Origin of the sequence: Uliginosibacterium sp. H1 (genome assembly GCF_036017065.1) — a bacterium.
GTDB lineage: Bacteria > Pseudomonadota > Gammaproteobacteria > Burkholderiales > Rhodocyclaceae > Uliginosibacterium.
In genome coordinates, this window is record NZ_JAYXHR010000002.1 from 565483 (window position 1) to 591399 (window position 25917).

Here is a 25917-nt window from a genome sequence, read left to right on the forward strand (position 1 = left end):
CGTTTCCCCGGGCCCGCGCCGGGCCTCAGCTCACCCGCTTACGATGCCGCTGCACGCTCATCAGGATGCCCATGCCCAGGCACAGGGTGACCAGCGCGGTGCCGCCATAGCTCACCAGCGGCAGCGGCACGCCCACGACGGGCAGCACGCCGCTCACCATGCCCATGTTCACGAAGGCGTAGGTGAAGAAGTTCATTGTCAGGGCGCCGGCCAGCAGGCGCGAGAACAGGCTGGAGGCGCTCAGCGCGATCATCAGGCCGCGCCCGATCAGCAGGCAGTACAGCACCAGCAGCAGGATGACGCCGAGCAGGCCGAATTCCTCCGACAGCACCGCGAGGATGAAGTCGGTGTGGCGCTCCGGCAGAAAGTCCAGGTGGGTCTGCGTGCCCTGTTGCCAGCCCTTGCCGACGATGCCGCCGGAGCCGACCGCGATGGTGGACTGGATGGTGTGGAAGCCCTTGCCGCGCGGGTCGGAGCTCGGGTCCAGCAGCATGCACACGCGGTGCTTCTGGTACTCGCGCAGGCCCGGCCATTCCACGCCGTCGGCGCAGATCTGCTTCTCGTAGGCCACCACGCCGACGATGACCGCGACGCCCAGCAGCATCACCGGCACGATCAGCTTCCAGGACAGGCCACCGAAGTAGATGACGAAGATGCCGGCAGCGGTGACCAGCAGCGAGGTACCGAGGTCGGGCTGGATGGCGATCAGTCCCACCGGTGCGGCCAGCAGGGCGGTGGCCACGAGGAAGTCGCGGAACTTCAGGCTGCCCTCGCGCTTCTGGAAGTACCAGGCCAGCATCAGCGGCATGGCGATCTTCATGATCTCCGAGGGCTGCATGCGGATGAAGCCGAGATCCAGCCAGCGCTGCGCGCCCTTCGAGATTTCGCCGAACAGTTCCACCGCCACCAGCAGCAGCACGCCGATGACATACAGCGGCAGGGCGAACATCTGCATGCGCTGCGGCGGCAGGTTGGCCACCACCCACATGACGGCCAGGCCGATGACGAGGTTGAGGTTGTGCGCCGGCAGCCGCTCCGGCGAGGCGCTCATCATCGCGACATAGGCCCCCCCCAGCAGCAGGGCGAGGATGGCCATCAGGAAACCGTCGATGGGGGCGGTGAAACGCTGCCAGCCGCGACTCAGGATGAGAAAGGGATCAGTCACTGCCTTCTGGGTCCGGTTGGGCGGCGCCTGCCGGGCGCTTGCCCATCAGGTAATAGTCGAGCACCTGGCGCGCGATCGGAGCCGCGTGCTGGGCACCGAAGCCGACGTTCTCGACCAGCACGGCGAGTGCGATCTTCGGGTTGTCGGCCGGGGCGAAGGCGACGTAGAGGGCGTGGTCACGAAGGTGCTTGGCCACTTCGCTCTCGACGTACTTGGCGCCCTTCAGCGAGAACACCTGCGAGGTACCCGTCTTGCCGGCGGTCACATACTCGGCCCCCGCGAATGCGCGCGTGCCGGTACCCCATTTGTTCACTTCCACCATCGCGCGCTTGATGACCTCGATGTCCTCGGGCTTCAGGTCGATGGTCTTGATCGGGGTCGGCTCGATCATGCGGCGCTTGCCGCTGCGCACGTCCTCCACGTACTTCACGAGGTGCGGCTTGAACATCACGCCGTTGGCCGCCAGCGTCGCGGTGGCGTGGGCAATCTGCAGCGTGGTGTAGTTGTTGTAGCCCTGGCCGATGCCGATGGAGATCGTCTCGCCGGCATACCACTTCTGCTGCTCGGGCTTCTTGAAACGCGCCTTCTTCCACGCCTGCGAGGGCAGCACGCCACGCGCCTCGCCCTGGATGTCGATGCCGGTCAGCGAGCCGAAACCGAACTCGCCGATCTGCTCCGAGATCATGTCGATGCCCATCTCGTTGGCGAGGATGTAGTAGTAGGTGTCGCAGGACACGACGATGGACTTCACCATGTCCACCATGCCGTGGCCGCCCACCTTGTCGTCGCGGAACACGTGGTTGCCGAAGGGGAACAGGCCGGCGTCGTGGATCGCCTGGGTCGGCGTGCGCTTGCCGGTGCGCAGCGCGGCCAGCGCCATGAAGGGCTTGAAGGTGGAGCCGGGCGGGTAGGCCGAGTAGATCGCCCGGTGCAGCAGCGGCTTGTCCGGCGAGTTGTTCAGCGCGTTCCAGTTCTGCGTGTCGATGCCATCGACGAACAGGTTGGGGTCGTAGGTCGGCTTGGACACCAGCGCGAGGACACCACCGGTGCCGGGCTCGATGGCCACCAGCGCGCCGCGGCGGTCGCCGAAAGCCTGCTCGACGATGCGCTGCAGTTCCGCGTCCAGCGTGAGGATGAGGTTGTTGCCCGGCACCGGCGGCGTGCGCGACAGGCTGCGCACTGCGCGGCCGGAGGCATCGACCTCGACCTGCTCGAAGCCGGTGACGCCGTGCAGCTCTTCCTCGTAGTGCTGCTCCAGGCCAGTCTTGCCGATGTGCTCGGTGCCGCGATAGTTCTCCGCCATCTCCTCGTTCTGCTCGATGGCCTCCGCTTCCTTGCGGTTGATGCGGCTGATGTAGCCGAGCGCATGCGAGGCCAGCTCACCTTGCGGGTACTGGCGGAACAGGCGGGCCTTGATATCGACGCCGGGAAAGCGGTAGCGCTGCGCGATGAAGCGTGCGACTTCCTCGTCCGACAGGCGGGTGCGGATGGGCAGCGACTCGAAGTTCTTGCTCTCGTCCAGCAGCTTGCGGAAGCGGCGGCGGTCCTTCAGCTGGATGTCGATGATGCCGGCCAGCTCGTCGATGGTGCCTTCGAGGTCGCCGACTTTCTGCGGCGTGATTTCCAGCGTGTAGGCCGAGTAGTTGCGCGCCAGCACCACGCCGTTGCGATCGAGGATCAGCCCGCGGTTGGGCACCACCGGCAACAGCGAGATGCGGTTGTCCTCGGCGCGGGTGGCGAAGTATTCGTAGCGCACCACCTGCAGATAGACGAAGCGCGCAACGATCAGGCCGAAACAGACGAGCACGAAGATCGCCGCCACCGCGACGCGGTTGCGGAAACCGGAGAGCTCCTGTTCGGGGGTCTTGAGTTCCATGTCTTCGTGAGGCGTGAAATGTGAAAGTGAAACGTGGCGGGTGCAGTGACTGACGTTTCACCTTTCACGTTTCACATCTCACCTCCTAGATCGGCCGGTTTTCGTCGCGATCCACCGGGCGCATCTGCGGCAGCAGCAGCAGGTAGTGCACCGGCAACCACAGCGCAGCGGTGGTGAACGTGGCGAAGAAGTATTCCCAGCCCGGGAAGCGCCCTCCCGCCATCAGACGCACGACCAGCATGATGAGTTGCACCATCAGGAACAGCGGCACCATGTGCAGCGCCTGGATGGCCGGCGAGAACCACAACAGGCGGCGCGACATGCTGGCGCAGGCGAAGGCCAGCGCGACGTAGGCCAGGGCGTGCTGGCCCATGGCGGCGCCGTGCGCCACGTCGACCGCCACGCCGAGCAGGAAGGCCGTGCCCATGCCGACCAGGCGCGGCTCGCGCACGCACCAGAACGCCAGCACCAGGGCCACGAAATCCGGCACCGCGTAGAAGCGGCCGATCGGCACGAAGTGCAGCACCAGCGCGACGGCCAGGCTGATCCAGATGAAACCCATGCGCACCGGCAACAGGATGCGGCTGGAACGGTGATTGATCATGGTTGGCTCTCCGGCTCGCTCTGCTTGCGACCGATGCGGCCGGCGGCACTGCGTTCAGGCGACGCATTCTCGGCGGCCGGGCGTTCCGGCAAAGGCTCGGCACGGCCGAGCACCAGCACGCTGCCGCTCTTGGCCACGCCGCCGATGGGTTTGCAGATGATGCGGCCGAAGGATTCGCCGCTGTCGCGGTCGGCGCGAACCACGGTGGCGACCGGCAGGCCGGGCACGAAGACGCCGTCCAGGCCGGAGGTGAGGATCTGGTCGCCGAGCTGCACGTCGGCATTGGCGGCGAGGAAGCGCAGCTCCATCAGGCCGGTGCCGGTGCCGAACATCACCGCGCGCAGGCCGCTGCGGGCGACCACCACCGGGATCGCCTGCTCCTTGTCGGACAGCAGGGTGACTTCCGAATGCAGCGGGAAGACGCGCGTCACCTGGCCGATGACGCCTTCCGCGTCGACGACCGCGAGCCCCGGCCCGACGCCCTGGCTGGTGCCCTTGTCGAGGATCACGCGGTGCGAGAACGGGTCGCGCGCGGTGAACAGGATTTCCGCCGCGATGCTGTTCACCTTCACGCGCGCGCGCATGTCCAGCAGGCCACGCAGCTGCGAGTTCTCCGCCTTCAGCTGCTCCAGGCGCAGCAGTTCCTGCGCCGCGACGAGCTGGTTGGCGCTCAGTCGTTCGTTTTCACGCTGCAGGCCGACCAGGCCGGAGAAGTAGTTGCCGGTGTTGCGCACGAATTCCGCCGGCGTGGCGGCGGCAATCTGCAGCGGGTAGGTCAGGATCGCCACGCCCTGGCGCAAGGTGTCCAGGTAGCGCAGGCGCAGGTCGGCGACCAGCAGGGCCAGCGACAGCGCGAGGTAGATCGTGAGCTTGGCCGACAGCGGCAGGCCGCGCTTGAAGAAGGGCGGCGGCTGGTGACCTGGGACGGGCATGGGGCGGTGCGGACGGGGCGGTCAGGTGTTGGGGGCAAATGCCGGGGCGGAGGCCGAACGGTTCACTGGCGGATGCTGCCGTTATCAGATGAGCATAGGCGCAGACCCGCATGAATCAAGGCCGCCCCGCAAGGGACGGCCGCGGCGGGCCTCATTCGCTGGCGAAGATCGCACCCAGCTTGTCCATGCGCTCCAGCGCGAGGCCGGAACCACGCACCACGCAGGTCAGCGGGTCGTCGGCGACGATCACCGGCAGGCCGGTCTCTTCCATCAGCAGGCGGTCCAGGTCACGCAGCAGCGCGCCGCCACCGGTCAGCACCATGCCCCGCTCGGCAATGTCGGCGCCCAGTTCCGGCGGCGTCTGCTCCAGGCCGATCTTCACGGCGGAGACGATGGAGTTCAGCGGATCGGTCAGCGCTTCGAGGATCTCGTTGCTGCTGATCGTGAAGCTGCGCGGAATGCCTTCGGCCAGGTTGCGCCCCTTCACTTCCATCTCCTTCACCTCGGAGCCCGGGAAGGCGGAGCCGATTTCCTTCTTGATCGTCTCGGCGGTGGTCTCGCCGATCAGCATGCCGTAGTTGCGGCGGATGTAGTTGACGATGGACTCGTCGAACTTGTCGCCACCGACGCGCACGCTGCCCGCGTACACCATGCCACCCAGCGAGATGACGCCCACTTCCGTGGTGCCGCCGCCGATGTCCACCACCATCGAGCCGGTGGCGTCAGACACCGGCAGGTCTGCGCCGATCGCGGCGGCCATCGGTTCCTCGATCAGGTACACCTGCGAGGCACCGGCGCCCAGCGCGGATTCGCGGATCGCGCGGCGCTCCACCTGGGTCGAGCCACAGGGCACGCAGATGATGATGCGCGGGCTCGGCGAGAACATCCGGCTGTCGTGCACCTTCTTGATGAACTGCTTGAGCATCTGCTCGGTGACGGTGAAGTCGGCGATCACGCCGTCCTTCATCGGGCGGATGGCGGTGATGTTGCCCGGCGTCTTGCCGAGCATCTGCTTGGCGGAGTGGCCGACGGCCTGGATGGTCTTCTTGGCGTTGGGACCGCCTTCGGTGCGGATCGCCACCACCGAGGGCTCATCCAGCACGATGCCCTTGCCGCGCACGTAGATCAGCGTGTTGGCGGTGCCAAGGTCGATGGCCAGGTCGTTGGAGAAGTAGGAGCGCAGAAAACCGAACATGGACACATTCCTGCAAACGGCGGCCGCGATGCCGGCCGCTTGCTGTAGTAACTCGTTGATTGGAGGAAAAATAGTCGGCTATGGTACCCTATTTGCCCCCTGCAATTGAACCGTCGGGACGGCCCTTTCCCTAGTGTTTGCGGATTGCCTAGCGGAATATTTAGCCCCGTCCCGTTTTTGGCCCGTTTTCAGTCCAACCTGGCCGGCGCCGTCTGCCTGGAAGCCACCCATGTCCCTGTCCCTAGACGACGTGCAGCGCATTGCGCGACTTGCGCGACTGGAGATCAGCTCCAGTGAAGCCGAGGCCACCCAGGCCAAGCTCCATGGCATCTTCGACCTCATCGCCCAGATGCAGGCGGTGAATACCACTGGCGTCGCGCCCATGTCCCATCCGCAGGACGTGGTGCAGCGTCTGCGCGAGGACGCGGTGACCGAGTCCGACCGCCGCGAGGCCTTCCAGGCGGTGGCGCCGGAAGCGGAAGCCGGCCTCTATCTCGTCCCCAAGGTGATCGAGTAAGCCATGGCCCGCATCGCCCAACACCTGCGCGAGGCACACGCCCTGCTGGAAAAGGTGCTCGCCGACGACAGCCTGCTGGCCCAGACCGAGCGCGCCGGCCAGTTGCTGGTGGATTGCCTGAAGGCCGGCGGCAAGGTGATTTCCTGCGGCAACGGCGGCTCGCACTGCGACGCCATGCACTTCGCCGAGGAGCTGTCCGGCCGCTACCGCGACAACCGTCCGGCGCTGGCCGCCCTGTGCGTGTCCGACCCGTCCCACATCACCTGCGTGGGCAACGACTACGGCTTCGAGTTCATCTTCTCGCGCCAGGTGGAGGCACTGGGCCGGCCGGGCGACGTGCTGTTCGCCATCTCCACCAGCGGCAACTCCGGCAACATCCTGGCGGCCATCAAGGCCGCGCGGGAGCGCGGCATGCAGGTCATCGTCTTCACCGGCAAGGATGGCGGCAAGATGCGCGGCCTGGGCGACGCCGAGATCGTGGTGCCGCACTTCGGCTATGCCGACCGCATCCAGGAAATCCATATCAAGCTGATCCACGCGCTGATCGACCACGTCGAGATCGGCCTGGGCTACGTACAAGAACCCGTGCAAGACAAATGAGCCTCGACACCCTCAAGTCGCTGCAGCAGCAGCTGGCCGCGAAGCAGGTTTCCGCCCGCGAGCTGGCGACCGATTACCTGGCGAAGATCGACGCCGCCAACCCGCAGATCAACGCCTTCATCACCGTCGACCGCGACGGCGCGCTGGCGGCCGCGGACGCGGCCGACCGCGCCATCGCCGCGGGCAAGGCCGGCCCGCTGACCGGCCTGCCGATCGCGCACAAGGACATCTTCTGCACCGAGGGCGTGCTGACCACCTGCGGCTCGAAGATGCTCGCCAGTTTCACCAGCCCCTACGACGCCACCGTGGTGGCCAGGCTGAAGGCGGCCGGCGTGGTGAGCCTGGGCAAGACCAACCTGGACGAGTTCGCGATGGGCTCGACCAACGAGAGTTCACACTTCGGCGCGGTAAAGAACCCGTGGAACCTGGCCCATGTGCCGGGCGGCTCGTCCGGCGGTTCGGCGGCGGCCATCGCGGCCGGCATGGTGCCGGCGGCGACCGGCACCGACACCGGTGGCTCGATCCGCCAGCCCGCGGGCTTCTGTGGCATCACCGGCATCAAGCCCACCTACGGCACCGTGTCCCGCTACGGCATGATCGCCTACGCCAGCTCGCTGGACCAGGGCGGCCCGATGGCCCGCACGGCGGAAGACTGCGCCCTGCTGCTGGATGCCATGACCGGCTTCGACGAACGAGACTCCACCAGCCTGCAACGCGCCGCCAGCAACACCGCTGCCGAACTCGACAAGCCCCTGGACGGCCTCAGGATCGGTCTGCCGACGGAGTACTTCGGCGAGGGCCTGGCCGACGACGTGCGCACCACCATCGAGGCCGCGCTCGCCGAGTTGCGCAAGCTGGGCGCCACCACGGTGGAAGTCAGCCTGCCCAACACCCGCCTGGCGATCCCGGCCTACTACGTGATCGCCCCGGCCGAGGCCAGCTCCAACCTGAGCCGTTTCGACGGCGTGCGCTACGGCCACCGCGCCGCGGCGTACAAGGACCTCGCCGAGATGTACAGCAAGAGCCGCGCGGAAGGCTTCGGCGCCGAGGTGAAGCGCCGCATCCTGGTCGGCACCTACGTGCTGTCGCATGGTTATTACGATGCGTACTACATCAAGGCGCAGCAATTGCGCCGCCTGATCGCGGAAGACTTCAAGCAGGCGCTGACGCAGTGCGATGTCATCGCCGGCCCGGTGGCGCCGACCACCGCGCCTGCCCTCGGCGCACTGGCGGACGATCCGGTGCGGATGTACCTGTCCGACATCTACACCATCGCGGTGAACCTCGCCGGCCTGCCGGCCCTGTCCGCGCCCTGCGGCTTCGGTGCCGACGGCCTGCCAGTCGGCCTGCAGCTCATCGGCAACTACTTCGCCGAGGGCCGCCTGCTCAACGTGGCCCACCGCTTCCAGCAAGCGACCGACTGGCACGCACGCCGCCCGGCCTGATACCCCGCCCCCGGCGTCGCCCGGTCGTCCGGGCGGCGCTGGCAGCACGCAGGGCGGCATGCGAGGATGCCAGGGTGTCCTGCGACGGAGTTCCGCGATGCGCCCGTTCCTGCGTCCCTTCCAGCGTCCTTCGCTGCGCCGTTTCCTGATCCCCGTACTGGCCGGCCTCGGCGTGGCGTCATCCGCCCAGGCCCAGCTCCAGAGCCAGTCCGCCGATCCGCAGAACGGCAATCTCGTCGAGGCGCTGGCCGCCTGCGACGGTACTTTCTTCAAGGCGCTGCTGGCCGATGCGCTGCGCTGGCGCAACGAGACCAACTACCTCAAGCGTGACGGTCTCGCCCAGTTCTTCGTTGTCAACCGCCTGCCCCCGGCGCCCTATGCCATCAGTACCAGCGAGACCCGCTTCGAGCAGCCGGTGGGCATCAACGGCCTGTGGCTGGTCTCCTTCTTCGACGCCGACCTGTCGAAGTGGGACCACTTCCAGCGCCACGACATCCGCTTCATGACCTGGGGCTTCTACGCCGATCCGCCGCCGGAGCAGACCATGCTGTGGCTGGCCCGCCAGGCACCGGACCTCGCCCTGCGCCTGGCAAAGAAGCATCCACGCACGCCCCAGCGCGTGTTCTGCACCGTCGATGCCTGGGAAGCCGGGCCCGCCGGCGGACGCTGGCGGGCGGTGGACGAGCCCTGCGATACCGGCCTGCCGACCGCCAAGGCGCCGCGTCGCGTCTTTGCGGTGCGTGAAGCCCCGGTCGAACACGCCGGCAGCGTGCTGGCCTGCGAGGTGTGGGGCGCACTCACGCCGGACATCATGAATGCGCTGCGCCCGGACCTGCCGGGCGCTCCGCGCTGAACCACCTCACCCGATCCCGACAGCTTCTTCCATCCATGCCGCTTGAAACCTGGCTCGCCTTCTTCGCCGCCGCCTGGCTCATCAGCCTGAGCCCCGGGCCGGGCGCCCTGTCCTGCATGGCCGCCGGGCAACGCCACGGCTTCCGCCGCGCCTGCTGGAACATCCTCGGCCTGCAACTGGGGGTGATGCTCCTGGTGAGCGTGGTGGCCCTGGGCCTGGGCGCCGTGCTGGTGGCCTCCGCCCTGCTTTTCGACGCCATCAAGTGGGCGGGCGCGGCCTACCTCGTCTGGCTGGGCATCCAGCAGTGGCGGGCCGCACCGCAAGCCCTGCAGGTCGTCGCCACGGCCGATGGCGGGCGCCGCCAGCTGGTGCTGCGCGGCTTCCTGGTCAATGCCAGCAACCCGAAAGGCATCGTCTTCATGCTGGCGGTACTGCCGCAATTCATCGACCCGGCACTGCCGGCCTGGCCGCAGTACGCCGCCTGCGCCGCCACCCTGTTCTTCACCGACGCGGTGGTGATGAGCGGCTATACCCTGCTGGCTGCGCGGGTGCTGCGCCTGCTGCGCGAGCCCGCCCAGCAACGCATGGCCAACCGCGTCTTCGGTGGACTCTTCATGGCCGCCGGCCTCGCGCTGGCCGGCTTCCGCAGGAGCTGAGCGCCCATGCGCCAGATCGCCTCGGCCATCCTCCTGCTGGGACTGGCAGCCTGCGCCACCCCCGAACCACCGCTGACAGAGCCGGCGACCACGCCCGCGCCCCCCTCCACCGCGCTGCAGGACGCCGTGAAGATGGATGCGGTGAAGCCGGAACAGCTTCCGCCGGCCGCCAAGGCCGCTGCCACGGCCCGCCCCGGCAGCGCCACGGCGGCGCGGCGGACCAATCCGCGCAACCTCAAGCCCATGCCGACCCGCCCGCTGGAAGTGTCCATGAACTGCCGCTTCCGCAACGAGACCGGCTACAACGGCGAGGCCCGGGTGGAAGTACGCGATGGCGCCGTCCGCCGCCTGCACGTGGAGTACAACCTGCCGGGGCGCGGCAGCTGCCAGATGGTTTTCGACCCCGACCACCAGACCAGGCGCCTGCCGTCGGTGGAGTTGCGCCATGCCTCCACCGGCTGTACCGCGCGGATGTGGGAACAGGGCGACCAGGCCACGGTCTCGTTTACCGGCTGTGCCGCGCACTGCACCAACGCCGAAGCCTTCCAGTACGTGTGGCCGGTGCTGATGAACCGTCGCAGCGGCCGTTGCGACTGACTGCGGCGGCAGCGGCCAGCCCCCAGACGCGGTATCTTTCGGAACATCTCCAGGAGCTTTCCATGCTGATCACCTTCCAGTCCCCTGCCGGTGCGGACGTCATCATGTTCGGCGAGATCGCGCAGCAGTTGCTGCAGGTTCTCGGCAAGGACCCGCAGGACCGCCAGGGCATCGTCACCGAGGCGCAGTTGCCGGCCGCCATCTCCGCGCTGCAGGCCGCCATCGCGAACGACCGTGCCCAGGCGCGGCCGGAGCCCGAGGACGAAGAGGGTGAAGAGCGCCCGCGCGGCATGGCCGCGCCCGTTTCGCTGGCGCAACGCGCCGTGCCCCTGCTGGACCTGCTGGGCCACGCCCAACGCGAAGGCAAGCCGGTCACCTGGCGTGCCAGCTGAGTGGCCCCGGCAGGCACGGTGACGCCGCAGATCGTCATCCTCGGTGCCGGTCCGGCCGGCTTGTCGGCCGCCTTGTGGCTGCACAAGCTCGGCCTGCGTCCGCTGCTGCTGGAAGCCGCCGGGCAGGCGGGCGGCATGCTCAACGAGAACCTGCTGCCGAACGACTGGGTACTGGGCCAGGTGGGCCTGACCGGCCCCCAACTCGCCGGGCGCTTCGCCGGCCATGTCGCCGGCCTCGCCCTGGCGCCACGCCTCCACTGCCAGCCATCGGAGATCCGTCGCCATGAACACGGCTGGCGGCTGGCCCTGCGGAATTCCGGCGACGCGGAGAGCATCGATGCCGCCGCCGTGCTGATCGCCACCGGCACCCGGCCACGTGCGCAGGATGCGCTGCCCGGCGTCGAAGGGCTGGCCGCGGCGGCCCCGTACATCGTCTATGGCCCCCCCGCCTTCGCTGGCCTCGATGGGCTGCGTGGCCAGCGCGTGCTGGTGGTGGGCGGCGGCGACAACGCGCTGGAAAACGCCCGTTTCCTGCTGGATCAGGGCTGCGAGGTGTGGGTGGCGGCGCGTTCCCGCTTCCGCGCCCAGCGCGCCATGATGGAAGCCGTCGTCGGCCACCCGCGCGCCCACCTGCTGAGCCCCGTGCGCCTGCGCGCCCTGCAGCCGGCCGGCGGTGGCCTGCGCGTGCTGCTGGACGCCGCGCCGCACGAACTGGTGGTCGACCGCATGCACGTGCTGGCAGGCTACGCCCCGAACACCGATTTCCTGCGCGACGCCCTGCCGCCGGCGCTTTTCGCGCAGCTGGGCCTGGACGCCGAGGGCTACCTGGGCGTCGACGCCGCCGCCCGCACCGGCTGTGCCGGCCTGTATGCCGCCGGCGACGTCTGCAACCCGCTGTTCCCCAGCGTCGTCAGCGCCATCGCCCAGGGCGCGCTGGCCGCCAAGACCATCGAGCTGGACCTGCGCCAGCCACCCGCCACGCCCTGACTCCTCGAAGACCCCTGAAGCACATGAGCCTGCAATACCGCATCGTCCCGGTGACCCCTTTCCAGCAGAACTGCAGCCTGCTGTGGTGCGACGAGACGCTGGAGGCGGCCGTCGTCGATCCGGGCGGCGATCTCGGCCGCATCGAGGCCGCCCTGGCCCACAGCGGCGCGCGCCTGACGCAGGTACTGCTGACCCACGGCCACCTGGACCACGTCGGCGGCAGCGTGGCGCTGGCAAGGGCTCATGGCGTGCAGATCATCGGCCCGCACCGCGACGAACAGTTCTGGCTGGATGGCCTGCCGCAACAGAGCAAGATGTTCGGCTTTCCGCATACCGAGGCCTTCCTGCCCGACCGCTGGCTGGACGAGGGCGAGCAGATACAGGTCGGCAAGGTGGTGCTGGACGTCTTCCACACCCCCGGCCATACGCCCGGCCACATCGTCTTCGTGGACCGCGCCGGCCGGCTGGCCATCGTCGGCGACGTGCTGTTCGCCGGCTCCATCGGCCGTACGGACTTCCCGCGGGGCAACCATGCCGACCTGATCCGCTCGATCCGCGGCAAACTGTGGCCTTTGGGGGATGATGTCGAATTCATACCCGGCCACGGCCCGATGTCCAGTTTCGGCGAGGAACGTGCCCACAACCCCTACGTCGCCGACGGCGCCTGAGCCGCCGGACACCGGCCGGCACACAAAATCTGCCGATCCGCATTTTCCACCCGCGCCACGACCTGCCTGCCGGCGCTAGAATGAATCCACCGTAGCCAGGGAGAAAAATTTTGCGAATCGCCGTCCTGGAAGACGATGCCACCCAGCTGGCGCTGGTCAGCGCCTGGTTGAAGGAAGGCGGTCACGACGTCCATGCCTTCAGCATCACCCGCGAGCTGCAGCGCTTCGCCTCGCGCGAAAGCGTCGACCTCTACATCCTCGACTGGATGCTGCCCGAGATGTCCGGCGAGGATTTCCTGCGCTGGTTGCGCGAAGAGCGCCGCGACACCACGCCGGCCATCTTCGTCACCGCGCTGGACGACGAGGACTCCATCGTCGGTGGCCTGGCCATCGGCGCGGACGACTACATCACCAAGCCCGTCTCCAAGCGGGTCATGATGTCGCGCATCGACGCCGTGATGCGCCGCTACCGGCCGCGCAACGAGGAGGATGTGTTCGAGGTGCCGCCTTACCACATCGACCTGGTGCGCAAGCGCGTCACCATCGGCGAGGAGGCGGTGGAGCTCACCGACAAGGAATTCGAGGTCGCCGCCTTCCTGTTCCGCAACCTCGGCCGCCTGCTGTCGCGCGGCCACCTGCTGGAAGCCGTGTGGGGCCGCAACCCGGACCTCGCCACGCGAACCGTCGACACCCATGTGTCGCGCGTGCGCAGCAAGTTGCGCCTGCGCCCCGAGAACGGCTTCCGCCTGGCGCCCGCCTACAACTACGGCTACCGCCTGGAGCGGGCCGAGCCGGGCGAGGCCGACGTCGCCGAGTGAGCGGGTACGCCCGGCAAAAAAAGGCCACGCGTTGCGTGGCCTTTTTTACGTCCCCGGCGGGCTGCCGGCTTACTTCTTCAGCGAGTCGCGGATCTCGCGCAGCAGGACGATGTCCTCGGGCGTCGCGGCCGGGGTCGGCGGCGCTTCGTGCTTCAGGCGGTTGATCTGCTTGATCATCAGGAAAATGATGAACGCCAGGATGATGAAGTTGATGGCGATGGTGATGAAGCTTCCGTAGGCCAGCACCGGCACGCCGGCGGTGCGCAGCGCGTCCAGGGTGCGCGCCGTCCCTTCCGGCACCGTGCCAAGGACGATGAAGAGATTGGAGAAGTCGATGTCGCCGACGATCAGGCCGACCACAGGCATGATTATGTCCTTCACCAGCGAGTCCACGATCTTGCCGAAAGCGGCACCGATGATCACGCCAACGGCCAGATCGACGACGTTCCCCTTCAGGGCAAACTGTTTGAACTCCGACATGAAACTCATGCTGTGACCTCCAGTAAAGTGACTTCGGGAAACCTTGCGGCGCAGCCGCTTGCGCGCAAGTTTGGCGCACATTCCGCGCCGAGGGCAATCCACCTGCAAGACCGTCGCCCCACTTGCCGAGCCGCGCCTGCTTCGCTATACGTCCTGCCCTGATTTCCCGCACCCGGTTTTACCTGCATGAACAGCCCCAGCTCCGCCGCCATCGCCATCGTCAACATCTCCGCCTACAAGTTCGTCGCCCTGGCGGACATCGACACCCTGCGCGAGCGCCTGCTCGCCGAATGCCAGCGGCTGACGCTGAAGGGCACGGTGCTGCTGGCACCGGAAGGCATCAACCTGTTTCTCGCCGGCAGCCGCGAGGCCATCGACGGGATCGTCGCCTGGCTGCATGCCGACGCCCGCTTCGCCGACCTTGCACCGAAGGAGTCGCTGTCCGGCCACCAGCCCTTCCGCAAGATGCTGGTGAAGAAGAAGCGCGAGATCATCACCATGAACCACCCGGCCATCGCCCCCGAGAGCGGCCGCGCGCCGGCGGTGGACGCGCCGACGCTGAAGCGCTGGCTCGACCAGGGCCACGACGACGCCGGCCGCGAGGTGCTGATGGTCGACACCCGCAACGCCTTCGAGGTCGACTACGGCGCCTTCGAGAACTGCCTGGACTGGCGCATCGAGAAGTTCAGCGACTTCCCGGCCGCCGCCAGCGCCCATGCCGACGAACTCGCCGGCAAGACCGTGGTGACCTACTGCACCGGCGGCATCCGCTGCGAGAAGGCGGTGCTGGTGATGCAGGAGGCGGGCATTCCGAACGTGCTGCAATTGGACGGCGGCATCCTCAAGTACTTCGAGGAAGTCGGCGGCAGCCACTATCGCGGCGAGTGCTTCGTGTTCGACGAGCGCGAAGCCCTGGACCCAGGGCTCGCGCCGACCACGCAGCCGCGCCGCTAGGCGCCCCGGTTTTCCACTGTCATGATGCGGGCGGGGGTCGGTCAGTCTCCGGCGGTACCGTCATGCAACTCACCAACAGGGAGAAACAGATGGATTGGTATCTGGGCGTGCTGAAGAAGTACTTCGTGTTCGAGGGTCGGGCGCGACGCAAGGAACTGTGGATGTTCACGCTGTTCAACTTCATCGCCATCATCGTGCTGTCGATCATCGACGGCATGCTGGGCCTGAAAGTGGGAGACATAGGCATCCTGGGCGGGATCTACAACCTGGCAGTCCTGCTGCCCAGCCTGGGGGTCGGCGCCCGCCGCCTGCATGACAGCAACCACAGTGGCTGGTGGCTGCTGCTTTGCCTGGTTCCCATCGTCGGCGCCATCGCGCTGCTCGTTTTCTTCGTGCTCGACAGCACGCCGGGAAGCAACCGTTTCGGCCCGAACCCCAAGGGGGTGGAGGCGATCGCCTGAACCCCTCCGCGTTGATGCGACGGGTCGCTTCGGCGGCCCGTTTTCTTTGCATCAAGCATGTTTGCCCGTATCGATCGCCGCGCGTGCTGCACTGCCAACAAAGTCGCGTTTGTGTCGATTACGGAGATTCTGGTGTCTTGCTGACCGCATAAGATCGCTACATCCCAAGCAGTCCGGAAAGTCATCTCATGCAAGCAAAGAAACTGATCGCCGCCGTGGCCCTGGCCGCAAGCTGCAGTGCCGCCAGCGCCACCCCCGTGCTGCTGGGCCAATACACCCACGCCTATGGCTCGGCCAGCGGCCGCCTCAACCCGGGCGGCAACGATGCGCTGGCCAGCGGCTACGTCACCGTCAGTGATCAGTCCAGCGCGCGCTTCAACGACAGCTTCGACTTCAGCGCGCTGAACTACGCGTCGATCTCGTCCTTCGTACTGACGCTGAGCTTCTCGCAGACCTTCACCGACGCCGGCATCTTCTCGGCGCTGGCCGAGAGCTGGTCGGTGCGCCCGGGCAACTCGGATTCGCACCAGCTGATGGCCTGGGCCAACACCACCATGGGCCAGACCTTCACGTTCACCAGTGCCAACACCGATACGTTCGCCAGCATGATGGCGGCCGAGCGCTTCGACCTGTGGTTCTCAGAATGGACCTCGGGCGCCGACGCCTTCCGCCTGTATGACGCCAGGCTGGCGGTGTATGGCGAAGCTGCGACGGTGCCGGAACCGACCAGCCTGGCGCTGCTGGGACTGGGCGCGCTGGGCATCGGCCTGGCGCGTCGTCGCAAGGCCAGCGAGGCGTAAAGCACGGTAAGGCAGGTCACGGGACAGGCCGCCTTTCAGGCCTGTCGCAGCCAGAGTTAACGGGCCGCAACTGCGGCCCGTTTTCTTTGCCGCCGCCCGGCACGCCGTGGGTGGCTGCGGTACCCTTCGCTCTCCTTATGAACCCCTTCCCGGAGCAGTGATGAGCACCTTCACCCAAGTCATCCTCTATACCGATACCGACGGCCGCGCCAAGTTTCGCGAGGAGCAGATCGCACTGACGGAAGGGAACCCGAACGCCCGCCTGTCGCAGATCACCGGCGCCACCGGCGTGCAGTTCCGCGAGAGCCCGGTGGGCTTCCGCAGCCAGGTGCATTGCACCGGCGCGCCGCAATGGCTGTTCGTGCTCAGCGGCGCGATGGAAGTCGGCCTGCTGGATGGCACTTCGCGCGTGTTCATGGCGGGCGAGCATTTCTACTCCGCCGACACGCTGCCGGAAGGCGCCACCTTCGACCCGACGGTGCATGGCCACTGGAGCCGCCAGCTCGGCAGCCAGAAGCTGGTCACGCTGTTCGTGAAGAGCTGAGGCGTCTTTCTTTGTCTCCCCGGCGTCACCGACGCCGGGGAGCACGAAGGGCCACGAGTAAACCGCCGAGGTTTCTTCGTGGCCCTTCGTTTTTTAACCACATGCCCTGCGCGAGAGTGCCTAGACTTCCCGCCCCACCAGCTTGTCCATCAGCCAGGCGGCGCGCGCGCCGCTCTCGCCGGTGCTGGGGCAGGTACCGATATCGTTAAGGGCCGCGTTGATGGTCTGGATCAACGGTTGATGCACGTGGGGCGGGTGGTCGATCTGGAAGCTTTCCACCAGTTCGCCATCGCGCCACAGCTCCACCGGCGCGTTGTCGAAACAGGCGAAACGCAGGCGGCCGGTACTGCCGACGATCTCGATCTCGTCGCGCGAGCAATCGGCGCCGAAGCTCCACAGGCCGGTGCCCTGCACGCCATTGGCATGCACCCAGCCGCCGCTGACGATGTCCTCCGCCTTGTACAGCCCCTGCTGGTTGCCGGCACGGCCCCAGGCACTGCTCACCGGGCCGAGCAGGAAGTCCACCAGGTCCACCTGGTGCGGGGCGATGTCGAAGAAATACCCTCCGCCGTTGATGGCCGGGTCGATGCGCCAGTTGTCGGCGCCCGACCTGTCGGCCTCCGACGGTGGCCGCAGGACGCTGATGCTGACCGCACGCGGCGTGCCGATGGCGCCGGTTTCCAGCAGCTCGCGCACCTTCAGGAAGCGTGGCAGGGCGCGGCGATACAGCGACACGAACAACGGCACGCCGGCGGTGCGGCAGGCAGCGATCATGCGCTGGCATTCCGCATGGTCCATGCCCATCGGCTTCTCGACGTACACCGGCTTGCCTGCCGCGGCCACGCGCAGCACGTAGTCCAGGTGCGAGGAAGTCGGCGTGGCGATATACACCGCGTCCACCTCCGGGTCGTCGATGAGCTGCTGCGCATCGCCATAGGATCGCGCCACGCCATGACGACGCGCGAAATCGGCAGCCTTGGCGGCATCCCGCCGCATCACCGCCACCAGCGCCGAATGGGGCGCCTTGTAGAAGCCGGGGCCGCTCTTGACCTCGGTCACCTCGCCGCAACCGATGATTCCCCAACGAATCGTCCGCATGCCTGAATCCTGTCGCACTGGTATGGCAGCCTGCCAAAACCGGATTGTCTGACAAATCGGCGGGTTTTCCAATGCAGCGCGTCAAACGACCGCTCAGCGCCCGTCCCCGGCAGGGAGTGGCAGCGCTACGCCATTGACGCTGCGCGGGCTGCCGGCAGGCAGGGGCGACATGCCTTCGCGCAGCAGGCGCTCGCCGCGCTGCACGTCGACCCGCAGGACCAGCGGCGCGCCCTCGCCCCCCTTGCTATCCATCTCGCCCACCCGGCCCTGCAGCAGGCGGCCATCGAAGGCGACGTCGGCCCGGCGTGCCCGTACCGCCGCGCGGAAGCGGGCGAATGCCGCGTCGTCGCGCATGCCTTCGGCGCCCCAGGCCCACAGCAACGTGGTGCCACGGTCGCTGGTGGCGCCTTCGGCATGGGTGGCGGTCAGGCGCAGGGCCTGCACGGACAGGCCATCGTTGTGGAGGCTGAAGGGCACGGCCTTGCCGTCCCCACGCCACGCGCCGAGCGGCCGCAGGGCCACGGCCGCGTCCTGCAGGCGCAACACCAGGGTGGCATCTGGCCGGATGCCGATGTGCTGGGCGCGATGGGCGCGGAAATCGAAGCCCGCCAGTTGCTGCGCCGGCTGCCCATCGGCAGCGAGGCGGTCGACGCGCAGCTCGCTTAGGGTCACGCGGCCGCGCGCCGCGATCGGCGAATACAACCAGGCCCGCACGCTGTGCGTACCCGCCGGGGCCTGCTGGGTGAACTGCACCGTGCGTACCGCCTCGCTGGCCGGAACGCCCTGCATGCGCTCGCGCTCGATGACGCGTCCCGCGGTGTCGAGGAAGTTCAGGTACAGCGACACCGGCCCGCCACCCAGTGTGGCCGCGATGCGCAGGGTGTCACCCGCTTTCGCCGGCAGCACGCGAGCCAGGCCGAGGCCCTGCGCGGAATCGTCGTCCTGCAGCATCACGGTGGCGCGGCCGTCCTGTTCGCGGATGTCCATGTGCGTGCCGCGCCCGTCCGGCGCCGGTTGTGGCAACCAGGCGCTGCGGTGTGTGAAGAGGTCCAGCTTGCGGTCATCCAGCCAGTATTCGGCGTCTGCCGGCAGGGTCAGCACCGACTCCAGCGCCACGTTGTCGGTCTTGTCCTGCGTGCCGCTCATGGCGACCAGCACTTCGCGCTCGCGCTGCACGCTGGCGACGAAGGGTTTCAGGTGCAGTGCCTTCGGGTGGCCGGAGCCGGCCTCGATGATGCGCTGGTTGGCGTAGTAGTCGCGGCGGCCATCCATGAACCAGGTGATGACCGGCGGCGGCGTGTCGTCGTCCGCGCCAGCCAGGCTCACCGCCAGCGATGCGGTGTCGGTCGTGCCGTAGGCCGCATCGCTGGACGCGATCGACAGGCTGCGGCCCAGCCAGTGGGTGTGGGTCTGCTCGGCGCGCTCGCCCCAGCGCGACACCATGAGGCGGGGCAGCGGCGACTGCAGCAGCGCGCTGGCCTCCGCGTCGGGCGCGGCAAAGGCATGGGCCGCGTACGGGCCGATCTCGCGACGCCCCCAGGGCGACGACGGCCAGCCGGCCTGCAGGGCCAGCGCATTGATGTCGCCGACGCCGGCCAGCCGGTTGTAGTCGCGGCTGTGCGTGCCCCCCATCCGCCGTGCAGACGCATGCCAGTGCAATGCCGCGTCCTGCCACACGACCACCAGCCCCTGGTGCGCCAGCTTGCGCGTGGTGGCGTCCCCGCTGGTGTTGGCGATCAGCGCGAGGTTCTCCAGATCCACGCCGTAGTACGTCGGGCTGAGGTACTCGGTGATGCCGTTGGCCGCCGTGTACGCCAGCCATCGGCGCAGCATGTCCTGACCTTCGGCCGCGAGCTTCGCGTCGGGCAGGGATTCGCCCAGTGCGACCAGGTTCCAGGCCTTCATCAGGTAGATGTTGGTGTAGCTGACCTGCACCGGGTGGCGCGTGATGCCGGTGGCCGCCAGTTGCAGCATGGCCTGCATCGGCTCGCGCACGCTGGTGGGCAGGCTGTCGCGGTACAACATCCACAGCAGGCCGGCATGGCGGAGGGTGAACTCCACGCCGTTGCGGTCCACCAGTTTGGTATCGCCGGCGTACCAGTGGAAGTTGCCGTGGGTGCGGCTCTGCGGGTCGGCGTCCTGCAGGCTGCGCAGCGCCTCCAGCGTCTTGCGCAGGCGTGGTTCGTCGGCGCCCGCTGCGGCGGCATCCAGCAACAGGGCCACCAGCTCGCGGCTGGTGGTGCGCGGCCTCAGCTCACCGGCTGGAAAGAAGCGCTGCCAGCGGGCATCCACCGATTCGCGCAAGGCCGCTCGCTCGGCCGCGTCCGGTTGCCACACGGGCACCGTCTGGGCCTGAACGTACGCACATGCCAGGAGACTCGCCAGCCACACTGCTGCCACACCCGCGCCTCGCCACACGCCTCCCCGCCGCCACTTCATGCCTTGCCGCTCCGCTAAACTGACGCACCCCACTTTGCCAGCCCGCCATGAAGATCGCCACCTGGAACGTCAACTCATTGAAGGTCCGTCTGCCGCATCTGCTGGACTGGCTCGCCACCACGCAGGTAGACGTCGTCGGCCTGCAGGAGCTGAAATGCGAGGACAAGGCCTTCCCGCTGGCTGACATCGAGGCCGCCGGCTACAAGGCGGTGTTCAGCGGGCAGAAGACCTACAACGGCGTGGCCATCCTGTCGCGTCACGCCATCAGCGACGTGGCGATGGGCATCCCCGGTTTCGAGGACGAACAGAAGCGCGTCATCGCCGCCACGGTGAATGGCGTGCGCTTCATCTGCGGCTACTTTCCCAATGGCCAGGCGGTGGGCTCGGAGAAGTTCGCCTACAAGCTGGACTGGCTGCGCGCACTGACGGCCTACCTGCACGCCGAACTCGCGGCACACCCGCAGCTGGTGCTCGGCGGCGACTACAACATCGCCCCGGAAGACCGCGACGCCCACCCCGACTGGAAGGAAGAGATCCACGTCTCTCCACCGGAGCGCGAAGCCTTCCGCGCACTGATCGCCGCCGGCATGACGGATGCCTACCGCCTCTTCGACCACCCCGAGAAGAGCTTCTCCTGGTGGGACTATCGGATGATGGCCTTCCGCCGCAACTTCGGCCTGCGCATCGACCACCTGCTGGTGTCGCTGCCGCTGGTCGACAAGGTGAAGAGCTGCGAGGTGGACAAGGCGCCGCGGAAGCTGGAGCGGCCGTCGGATCATGCGCCGGTGGTTGTCGAGCTGGACGTCTGAACGAGATCGTTGCAGCAAGCAAGGGTCGCGTGAGCACGAGTTAACGAAAAAGGCCCCGCATTGCTGCGGGGCCTTCAAGTCGTGATGACGGATCAGAAGACCGGACGACCCTGGTGCGACCAGTTCTGGATCATGCGCATGCGATCGCCGCGCTGCTCGATCTGCAGACCGCGCGATCCCTGCGTGGTCGACATCGCGGGAACGGTGTTCGAGGAGCAGGCGTTGCCCAGACCATCCCTCTCTTCAGACTGGACCAGCGTGATGCTTGTAGCCCCGACCGGACGCACGGCTTCGCCCATGTTGAAGCGTACCGCGGGCGAAACGCTGCTACCGCTCAACGAGACCTGGTTGATCAGCGGGCCTGCCACCGGATTGGTCCAGCTGATGGTGGCATCCGTGATCGCACCACCCTTGACGGTGTTGGGCTTCAGGTAGTCCAGGCTGGCGGCGTCGATCGTCGCCCAGGCGAAGGCCTTGGCGAAGCCGACGCCAACCGGCTTGTCGGTCAGGCGGGTGGTGAAGCTCTCCGTGGTCAGCGCACCGTTGGTCTCGATCGAGAAGACCTCCCAGGTGTACTTGGCGAACTCCTGGATGCTGGCAACGTCGTAGCCGGTCTCGACGTAGTTTGTCGGGTTTGCGATTCCGCTGCTGAGTTGCGGACCCATGGTCGTCGTCCAGCCACGTACTTCCCGCAGCAGGTTGCTGCCCTTGTACTCACCGGCGTTCAGCGGCTCCACGTGTAGCCGCCAGGTGCCTCCAGTGGAGCTGGTGGCGAAGAAAGGCGCGGTCTTGCCCGTGTGATCAGGCAGGCTGCCATCGGCGCTGTAGGCGTACAGGTTGCCGCCCGTGCCGCAGGTATTGGTACGGGCCAGCACCAGTCCGGCTGCGGGCAGCCCCGGGCCCTTCACGCGGGCTGCAAAGACCTTTTCTGCAGATGCACTTTCGGTGGAGATGGCGAAGTTGATGGCCGTTTCCCAACGCGACAGGCGACCGATGTTCTTGAGTGCAATCGTGTTGCCTTCAGTGCTGTAGCGGTCATTGGTACTGACATCGACGATGCGGTAAACGCGGGTCGTGATGTTCAGATCGTACTTGCGCTGGTTGCCAGTCAACTTGAATGCGCTGCCAGCGCCAGCAATGATGGCTTCGTTGTACGAAGTGCCGCCCTGCTCGACGTTGAACGGCAGGCGCAGCACGACGCTGGTGTCGCCATTTGCCTCGGCAAAGCTGCCGATGATCTCGGCCTGCGCCATCGTCGCGCCCTTGGGCAGGTCGCGCAGGCGCGGGCCCCAGCGGCCGATCAGGTCGAAGCCGCCCGACAGGTAGTTCGATTCGAAAGCCGCCAGCTTGGCCGTGGTGCACTCGCCCTTCAGGCCGGTGACCTTGTTGTTGCCATCCAGCGTGACACGGTCCGCCGGCGCCTGCGCCAGGCAGTTGTTGAGCTGCGTGCGCAGCGTCGACAACAGCGTATTGAAGCTGGGCGTGACGCTCGCCGCAGGCAGCGCCGTAACAGCGGTGTCCGGGTTGCTCAGCGTGATGGTCGCCGACGCGGCATTCGCCGAATCCGCCACCGGCGCAAGAGCATTGGTCAGCGTCACGCCCACATCGGTGACGGCGACCTTCACGGTCTCCAGCAGCGTGTCGGCGGGCTGGCCCAGGGTGGCCTGGAAGCTGCTGCTCACCGGATTGAAGTTGGCCGGCAGGCCAAGATTGGTGGCCACCGTGGCGATGATGGTCTTGATGGCGGTCTCGGCCTTGCCCAGCCTGGCGGTATTGAGGGCCTTCAGCTTCGCGGCGTCACCGAACTCGGTCGGCGAGGCACCGTTGCTGGACGCCAGCGCAACGATGGCGTGGGTCAGCGGTGTGACGTTCACGTTGGCCACTACACCCGCTGCAGGCGCCGTGGCGAGCAGGGCGTTGTAGGTCTTGACGGTGTCGCCGGACACGCCGCTGGCAGTCAGCAGGAAGGGCGCCGTCAGGCCATTGACGTCGATGGAGTAGCTTCCATTGGCGGCGGCCACGGTGCTTTTCTTCGTGCCATTTGCATCCATCAGCGTGATGGTGGCGCCTGCCATCGGCGCACCGAAGGCGGCCACGCCGGAGACGGTGGCGGCGGTCACGCCTCCACTACTGGACGAAGTGGAAGAGCCGGTACCGCCGGAAGGGGCTGCCGTTCCGCTACCGCCGCCCCCACCACCGCAAGCTTGCAGTGCGACGACCGATACAGCCAGAGCCATGACGCTCAGCTTGTGTTGCACGTTCATTGTTTTCATCTCCCTGCGCGGGGTGCCTGTCGGCACCGCTGTTTTTGTTCGGGCAAAGCTGCTTGGCCCGACTGATTTCGCGCCAGCCTTCTATACCGATGATTGACGCGCGCGGGAATGTAAATGAAGGTGAAACTTCCGGGGGCGCGGAATCGCAAGATCGGTGAATTATTCCGGTCGTCATGCCCACTCGGGCAGGCAGAAACACGCAGAACGCGCTGCAACACCGGGGCTCCCCGGTTCAGCGCTGGCGAATCAATGTTCGCTGAAACCTTGTTTGCAGCCGCGCATACATGTGCCGCTTAGTCCCACCACAGCTCCACGCAATTGCCCGAGCTGGTGATCATTTCCTTGATCAGCCCCACGGTTTCCAGATCCATGCAGAAATCCAGCAGCTCCTGCGCAAAGGCATCCAGATCTTCGGGCAGGCGCCGCAATGCGAAGCCGACGGAGTCGGTCTCCGCACCGTAGATATAAATGCCGAAGCGGCGATCGTAGTCCTGCAGCGTGCGGATGATGTCCTCGGTGTCGAGGTCGTGGTTCACCGCGTCGGTACGCGCGACGCGCAGGCAATCGAACTGTGAGTCGGCCTGGATGGCGACCAGCTCGGCCATGCCGTCGTGCTTCTCCTCGCCCAGCCAGCGGGTGGAGCCGATGAAGCAGCGCCAGCCCCTTGGCAGCGCCCGTGCCAGCTTGTACTGGAGGTTGCGGGCCTGCGCTTCCGGCACCAGCACCATACTCACGCTCTCGTCGCGGGCGCGGCCGAAGTCCCAGGTCGCGTAGCGGCGCAGGACACCGTCGGTGGTCTTCACCATCAGTGCGTCCACCTCCTCGCGTGTTGCCAGCACTGCGAGCTGTGTGTTGGCTGCGGTCACCATGTTGTTTGCCAGCACGGTCTCCAGGTTCATGCGCGCTGCATGAGTATCTGGATGATCAGCACCCAGACGTTGTTCGCGGCTGGCCAGTACCAAGCGCGCCACCTGCGCGGCGCGCGCCGTATCTCCAAGCCGCGCATAGACCGAACCCAGGTTGTGGCGGCCGGTCTCCAGCGTTTTGTCGTCCGCCGGCAGGTGCTTCTCTTTGAGGGCCAGCGCGCGTTCGAACATGTCCTGCGCCTGGGCCAGCTTGCCGAGATGGTCGGACACCATCCCCAGCCCGTTGAAGGCGCTGGCCACCGCCGCCATGGGGATGTCCAGGCCGGCCTTCCTGCCCTCGATCACCTTCTGGTAGATGCGGCCCGCTTCCAGCAAACGCTTCAGGTTCACCAGCGTGACGCCATGGTTGTTCAGGGTGTCCGCCCACACGCGCGGATCAACGCCCTCGCCTTGCGGCGACAGCGCCAGTGCCTCGGCATAGGTCTGCGCGGCCGTCTCGTCGTCACCCCGGTTGGACTGGCTCACCGCGAGGTTGTTGAGCGCGTTGAAGCGTGCGCCGACACTCGCTCCGCCGGACTGCAGGATCGCCATCTGGCGGTTGCGCCACTTCGCGGCGTCATCCGGCCGGCCGCATTCGTCATACAGCAGGGCTAGGTTGTTGCAGGCGATGCGCAGGCCTTCGCTGCTGCCCTTGCCGTCAGCCAGTCGCTGCTCCTCCTGCGCAATCAGCTGCAGGAGCTGTCGCTCGGCTTCCGCGAAGCGGCGGTTACGACGCAGCATCTCTGCAAGGTTGCTGCGGCAGACGTAGGCGTTGTCATCCTCCGGCCCGTGCGCTGCCGTCACCAGCAGCACGGCGTTCTCCGCCGCGGCCCAGGCGTCGCGTACGCGACCCTCACGCAATGCGTCGCCGACCTCGGCATTGGCCTCGTTGGCAAGTTCCACCACGGCGTCCTGCGGCAGCGTCCTGGCCGTCGCGGTGATGTCCTGCCGCAGGGGCTCGGCCATGGCCGGCTCTTCAAGCGTCAGCGCCAGCAACTTGCACTGCGCGCGCAGCAGCGCTTCGTCAGGCGGGTTGTGGCGGCGGCGCAGCTCCACTTCACGGCGGATCAGGGGCAGGGCCTCGCGCGACTCACCACGCTGCAGGTGCAGCGCCGCCAGCTCGCCAAGCGCCTCGATCTGGTCGGCATGCAGGGCGGGAAACTTGTCGCGCAGTGGAATGCTGCGCTTCAGGTACGGCATGGCCTTCAACGGCTGGCCGGTGATGCGATGGAAGTTGGACAGCGCGCTCAACAGTGGCAGCAGCAACTCGCTGTCCGCGGCAAGGTGCTCGTCCGTCAATTCCAGCATGCGTTCGCTGACGAGGATGGCCTCCGCATAGTCTTCGCGCTTGATGGCGCTGGCCACACGCCCCTGCAGCGCCTGGATCTCGACGAGCACCTGCTCCATGCCGTCCGCGCCCGTCGCCACCTCATCATCATCCGGTGCCTGTACTCCACGGCGCACCCACAGCCACCACGCGACCAGCGCCCCCACGAACACCAGTACGGAGAAAGCGTCCATTTGTCCTCGTCATTGTTGGCCGCGAGCGGGAGTCGCGGCTGAAGGGGAATTCTGGGGCCGATATTTATCGCGGCACAATCGCATTCGTGCGGCGAGAGCCCGCGTCTGGCGGACACCTCAGAATCAGCTTGCGCCAACCATCGAACGTTGTGACGTTCTGGCCGCTGCGCTGCGGAATACCGCGCGCCCACGCGAGCTTCACCGGTGGCGACTGCGCGGCCTACATTGCCCGTACAGAAGGGCGCAAGCCCGAAGGCGAGGCATGACAGTATTCTCTGCGGATGCTGGATTCATGGAGAATCCGGTCTGACCAATATCTGCGATGGAG

The 25917-nt window shown here is 67.1% G+C and carries 25 protein-coding genes; 15 read left to right on the plus strand and 10 right to left on the minus strand.

Features of this window, described 5'->3' with window-relative positions; genetic code table 11:
• Positions 1 to 25 precede the first annotated feature (25 nt).
• The 5 genes from rodA to VVD47_RS12250 form a co-directional block, all read right to left on the minus strand.
• A complete protein-coding gene (rodA, locus tag VVD47_RS12230; RefSeq protein WP_327604647.1) occupies positions 26 to 1096 on the minus strand; it encodes a rod shape-determining protein RodA in 1071 nt (356 codons plus the stop codon).
• A 61-nt stretch (positions 1097 to 1157) separates the two neighbouring features.
• A complete protein-coding gene (mrdA, locus tag VVD47_RS12235) occupies positions 1158 to 3041 on the minus strand; it encodes a penicillin-binding protein 2 (RefSeq protein WP_327603747.1) in 1884 nt (627 codons plus the stop codon).
• Between the two features lie 85 nt (positions 3042 to 3126).
• Positions 3127 to 3645: a rod shape-determining protein MreD gene (gene mreD / locus VVD47_RS12240; RefSeq protein ID WP_327603748.1), complete on the minus strand. Its 519-nt coding sequence runs from the start codon at positions 3643 to 3645 to the stop codon at positions 3127 to 3129.
• On the minus strand, positions 3642 to 4577 hold the full coding sequence (mreC, locus tag VVD47_RS12245; RefSeq protein WP_327603749.1) for a rod shape-determining protein MreC: 936 nt from the start codon (positions 4575 to 4577) through the stop codon (positions 3642 to 3644). The genes mreD and mreC overlap by 4 nt, the downstream gene beginning before the upstream one ends.
• A 151-nt stretch (positions 4578 to 4728) precedes the next feature.
• Complete coding sequence (locus tag VVD47_RS12250) at positions 4729 to 5772, minus strand: rod shape-determining protein (RefSeq protein WP_327603750.1); 1044 nt, start codon at positions 5770 to 5772, stop codon at positions 4729 to 4731.
• Between the two features lie 229 nt (positions 5773 to 6001).
• On the opposite strand from VVD47_RS12250, the gene gatC reads away from it, so the two are divergent.
• From gatC to VVD47_RS12300, 10 genes are all read left to right on the plus strand, one after another.
• Positions 6002 to 6289 carry an Asp-tRNA(Asn)/Glu-tRNA(Gln) amidotransferase subunit GatC gene (gene gatC / locus VVD47_RS12255; RefSeq protein WP_327603751.1) on the plus strand — a complete coding sequence of 96 codons (288 nt, stop codon included), beginning with the start codon at positions 6002 to 6004 and terminating at the stop codon, positions 6287 to 6289.
• A 3-nt stretch (positions 6290 to 6292) separates the two neighbouring features.
• Positions 6293 to 6889 (plus strand): D-sedoheptulose 7-phosphate isomerase, encoded by a 597-nt coding sequence (lpcA, locus tag VVD47_RS12260; protein WP_327603752.1) that lies wholly within the window; start codon positions 6293 to 6295, stop codon positions 6887 to 6889.
• Positions 6886 to 8334, plus strand: a complete 1449-nt coding sequence (gatA, locus tag VVD47_RS12265; RefSeq protein ID WP_327603753.1) for an Asp-tRNA(Asn)/Glu-tRNA(Gln) amidotransferase subunit GatA — start codon at positions 6886 to 6888, stop codon at positions 8332 to 8334. Before lpcA ends, gatA begins: the two co-directional genes overlap by 4 nt.
• 97 nt (positions 8335 to 8431) lie before the next feature.
• The gene (locus tag VVD47_RS12270; RefSeq protein ID WP_327603754.1) at positions 8432 to 9187 is read left to right on the plus strand and encodes a hypothetical protein; all 756 of its coding nucleotides are present in this window, start codon (positions 8432 to 8434) and stop codon (positions 9185 to 9187) included.
• A 35-nt stretch (positions 9188 to 9222) separates the two neighbouring features.
• Positions 9223 to 9843 carry a LysE family transporter gene (locus VVD47_RS12275; protein ID WP_327603755.1) on the plus strand — a complete coding sequence of 207 codons (621 nt, stop codon included), beginning with the start codon at positions 9223 to 9225 and terminating at the stop codon, positions 9841 to 9843.
• 6 nt (positions 9844 to 9849) lie between these two features.
• A complete protein-coding gene (locus VVD47_RS12280) occupies positions 9850 to 10440 on the plus strand; it encodes a hypothetical protein (protein ID WP_327603756.1) in 591 nt (196 codons plus the stop codon).
• Positions 10441 to 10502: 62 nt separating this feature from the next.
• Entirely contained in the window at positions 10503 to 10832 is a 330-nt protein-coding gene (locus VVD47_RS12285) for a DUF1840 domain-containing protein (protein WP_327603757.1), read from the plus strand.
• Positions 10833 to 11819, plus strand: a complete 987-nt coding sequence (locus VVD47_RS12290; protein WP_327603758.1) for an NAD(P)/FAD-dependent oxidoreductase — start codon at positions 10833 to 10835, stop codon at positions 11817 to 11819.
• A gap of 23 nt (positions 11820 to 11842) precedes the next feature.
• Positions 11843 to 12487 carry an MBL fold metallo-hydrolase gene (locus VVD47_RS12295; RefSeq protein WP_327603759.1) on the plus strand — a complete coding sequence of 215 codons (645 nt, stop codon included), beginning with the start codon at positions 11843 to 11845 and terminating at the stop codon, positions 12485 to 12487.
• Positions 12488 to 12597: 110 nt separating this feature from the next.
• Positions 12598 to 13305: a response regulator transcription factor gene (locus VVD47_RS12300; protein WP_327603760.1), complete on the plus strand. Its 708-nt coding sequence runs from the start codon at positions 12598 to 12600 to the stop codon at positions 13303 to 13305.
• 69 nt (positions 13306 to 13374) lie between these two features.
• Here VVD47_RS12300 and mscL read toward each other — a convergent pair whose 3' ends face one another.
• A complete protein-coding gene (gene mscL, locus VVD47_RS12305; RefSeq protein WP_327603761.1) occupies positions 13375 to 13794 on the minus strand; it encodes a large conductance mechanosensitive channel protein MscL in 420 nt (139 codons plus the stop codon).
• 177 nt (positions 13795 to 13971) lie between these two features.
• On the opposite strand from mscL, the gene VVD47_RS12310 reads away from it, so the two are divergent.
• The 4 genes from VVD47_RS12310 (at position 13972) to VVD47_RS12325 (ending at position 16544) form a co-directional block, all read left to right on the plus strand.
• Positions 13972 to 14739 (plus strand): sulfurtransferase, encoded by a 768-nt coding sequence (locus VVD47_RS12310; protein WP_327603762.1) that lies wholly within the window; start codon positions 13972 to 13974, stop codon positions 14737 to 14739.
• Positions 14740 to 14828: 89 nt separating this feature from the next.
• Positions 14829 to 15200: a DUF805 domain-containing protein gene (locus tag VVD47_RS12315; protein ID WP_327603763.1), complete on the plus strand. Its 372-nt coding sequence runs from the start codon at positions 14829 to 14831 to the stop codon at positions 15198 to 15200.
• 188 nt (positions 15201 to 15388) lie between these two features.
• The gene (locus VVD47_RS12320; protein ID WP_327603764.1) at positions 15389 to 16000 is read left to right on the plus strand and encodes a PEP-CTERM sorting domain-containing protein; all 612 of its coding nucleotides are present in this window, start codon (positions 15389 to 15391) and stop codon (positions 15998 to 16000) included.
• A gap of 160 nt (positions 16001 to 16160) precedes the next feature.
• On the plus strand, positions 16161 to 16544 hold the full coding sequence (locus VVD47_RS12325) for a hypothetical protein (RefSeq protein WP_327603765.1): 384 nt from the start codon (positions 16161 to 16163) through the stop codon (positions 16542 to 16544).
• Between the two features lie 120 nt (positions 16545 to 16664).
• On the opposite strand, the gene VVD47_RS12330 is transcribed toward VVD47_RS12325, so the two are convergent.
• The gene (locus VVD47_RS12330; protein ID WP_327603766.1) at positions 16665 to 17642 is read right to left on the minus strand and encodes a Gfo/Idh/MocA family protein; all 978 of its coding nucleotides are present in this window, start codon (positions 17640 to 17642) and stop codon (positions 16665 to 16667) included.
• 93 nt (positions 17643 to 17735) lie between these two features.
• Positions 17736 to 19979 carry a hypothetical protein gene (locus VVD47_RS12335; protein ID WP_327603767.1) on the minus strand — a complete coding sequence of 748 codons (2244 nt, stop codon included), beginning with the start codon at positions 19977 to 19979 and terminating at the stop codon, positions 17736 to 17738.
• A gap of 149 nt (positions 19980 to 20128) precedes the next feature.
• Here VVD47_RS12335 and xth point away from each other — a divergent pair, with 149 nt between their 5' ends.
• The gene (gene xth, locus VVD47_RS12340) at positions 20129 to 20890 is read left to right on the plus strand and encodes an exodeoxyribonuclease III (protein WP_327603768.1); all 762 of its coding nucleotides are present in this window, start codon (positions 20129 to 20131) and stop codon (positions 20888 to 20890) included.
• Between the two features lie 92 nt (positions 20891 to 20982).
• Here the strand turns inward: xth and VVD47_RS12345 are convergent, their stop codons facing one another.
• A complete protein-coding gene (locus VVD47_RS12345; protein ID WP_327603769.1) occupies positions 20983 to 23154 on the minus strand; it encodes a carboxypeptidase-like regulatory domain-containing protein in 2172 nt (723 codons plus the stop codon).
• Between the two features lie 302 nt (positions 23155 to 23456).
• Positions 23457 to 25589: a tetratricopeptide repeat protein gene (locus tag VVD47_RS12350; protein WP_327603770.1), complete on the minus strand. Its 2133-nt coding sequence runs from the start codon at positions 25587 to 25589 to the stop codon at positions 23457 to 23459.
• Between the last annotated feature and the right edge of the window lie 328 nt (positions 25590 to 25917).

What these genes read in the sequence shown, in the direction of transcription:
- VVD47_RS12320 (WP_327603764.1), top strand. Translation starts at nt 15,389, where the DNA reads ATGCAAGCAAAGAAACTGATCGCCGCCGTGGCCCTGGCCGCAAGCTGC.
- VVD47_RS12330 (WP_327603766.1), bottom strand. Translation starts at nt 17,642, where the DNA reads ATGCGGACGATTCGTTGGGGAATCATCGGTTGCGGCGAGGTGACCGAG.
- mscL (WP_327603761.1), bottom strand. Translation starts at nt 13,794, where the DNA reads ATGAGTTTCATGTCGGAGTTCAAACAGTTTGCCCTGAAGGGGAACGTC.
- VVD47_RS12325 (WP_327603765.1), top strand. Translation starts at nt 16,161, where the DNA reads ATGAGCACCTTCACCCAAGTCATCCTCTATACCGATACCGACGGCCGC.
- rodA (WP_327604647.1), bottom strand. Translation starts at nt 1,096, where the DNA reads ATGGCCATCCTCGCCCTGCTGCTGGGGGGGGCCTATGTCGCGATGATG.
- lpcA (WP_327603752.1), top strand. Translation starts at nt 6,293, where the DNA reads ATGGCCCGCATCGCCCAACACCTGCGCGAGGCACACGCCCTGCTGGAA.
- gatA (WP_327603753.1), top strand. Translation starts at nt 6,886, where the DNA reads ATGAGCCTCGACACCCTCAAGTCGCTGCAGCAGCAGCTGGCCGCGAAG.
- mrdA (WP_327603747.1), bottom strand. Translation starts at nt 3,041, where the DNA reads ATGGAACTCAAGACCCCCGAACAGGAGCTCTCCGGTTTCCGCAACCGC.
- VVD47_RS12250 (WP_327603750.1), bottom strand. Translation starts at nt 5,772, where the DNA reads ATGTTCGGTTTTCTGCGCTCCTACTTCTCCAACGACCTGGCCATCGAC.
- VVD47_RS12345 (WP_327603769.1), bottom strand. Translation starts at nt 23,154, where the DNA reads ATGAACGTGCAACACAAGCTGAGCGTCATGGCTCTGGCTGTATCGGTC.
- mreC (WP_327603749.1), bottom strand. Translation starts at nt 4,577, where the DNA reads ATGCCCGTCCCAGGTCACCAGCCGCCGCCCTTCTTCAAGCGCGGCCTG.
- gatC (WP_327603751.1), top strand. Translation starts at nt 6,002, where the DNA reads ATGTCCCTGTCCCTAGACGACGTGCAGCGCATTGCGCGACTTGCGCGA.
- VVD47_RS12280 (WP_327603756.1), top strand. Translation starts at nt 9,850, where the DNA reads ATGCGCCAGATCGCCTCGGCCATCCTCCTGCTGGGACTGGCAGCCTGC.
- VVD47_RS12270 (WP_327603754.1), top strand. Translation starts at nt 8,432, where the DNA reads ATGCGCCCGTTCCTGCGTCCCTTCCAGCGTCCTTCGCTGCGCCGTTTC.
- VVD47_RS12275 (WP_327603755.1), top strand. Translation starts at nt 9,223, where the DNA reads ATGCCGCTTGAAACCTGGCTCGCCTTCTTCGCCGCCGCCTGGCTCATC.
- xth (WP_327603768.1), top strand. Translation starts at nt 20,129, where the DNA reads ATGAAGATCGCCACCTGGAACGTCAACTCATTGAAGGTCCGTCTGCCG.
- VVD47_RS12295 (WP_327603759.1), top strand. Translation starts at nt 11,843, where the DNA reads ATGAGCCTGCAATACCGCATCGTCCCGGTGACCCCTTTCCAGCAGAAC.
- VVD47_RS12350 (WP_327603770.1), bottom strand. Translation starts at nt 25,589, where the DNA reads ATGGACGCTTTCTCCGTACTGGTGTTCGTGGGGGCGCTGGTCGCGTGG.
- VVD47_RS12315 (WP_327603763.1), top strand. Translation starts at nt 14,829, where the DNA reads ATGGATTGGTATCTGGGCGTGCTGAAGAAGTACTTCGTGTTCGAGGGT.
- VVD47_RS12285 (WP_327603757.1), top strand. Translation starts at nt 10,503, where the DNA reads ATGCTGATCACCTTCCAGTCCCCTGCCGGTGCGGACGTCATCATGTTC.
- mreD (WP_327603748.1), bottom strand. Translation starts at nt 3,645, where the DNA reads ATGATCAATCACCGTTCCAGCCGCATCCTGTTGCCGGTGCGCATGGGT.
- VVD47_RS12310 (WP_327603762.1), top strand. Translation starts at nt 13,972, where the DNA reads ATGAACAGCCCCAGCTCCGCCGCCATCGCCATCGTCAACATCTCCGCC.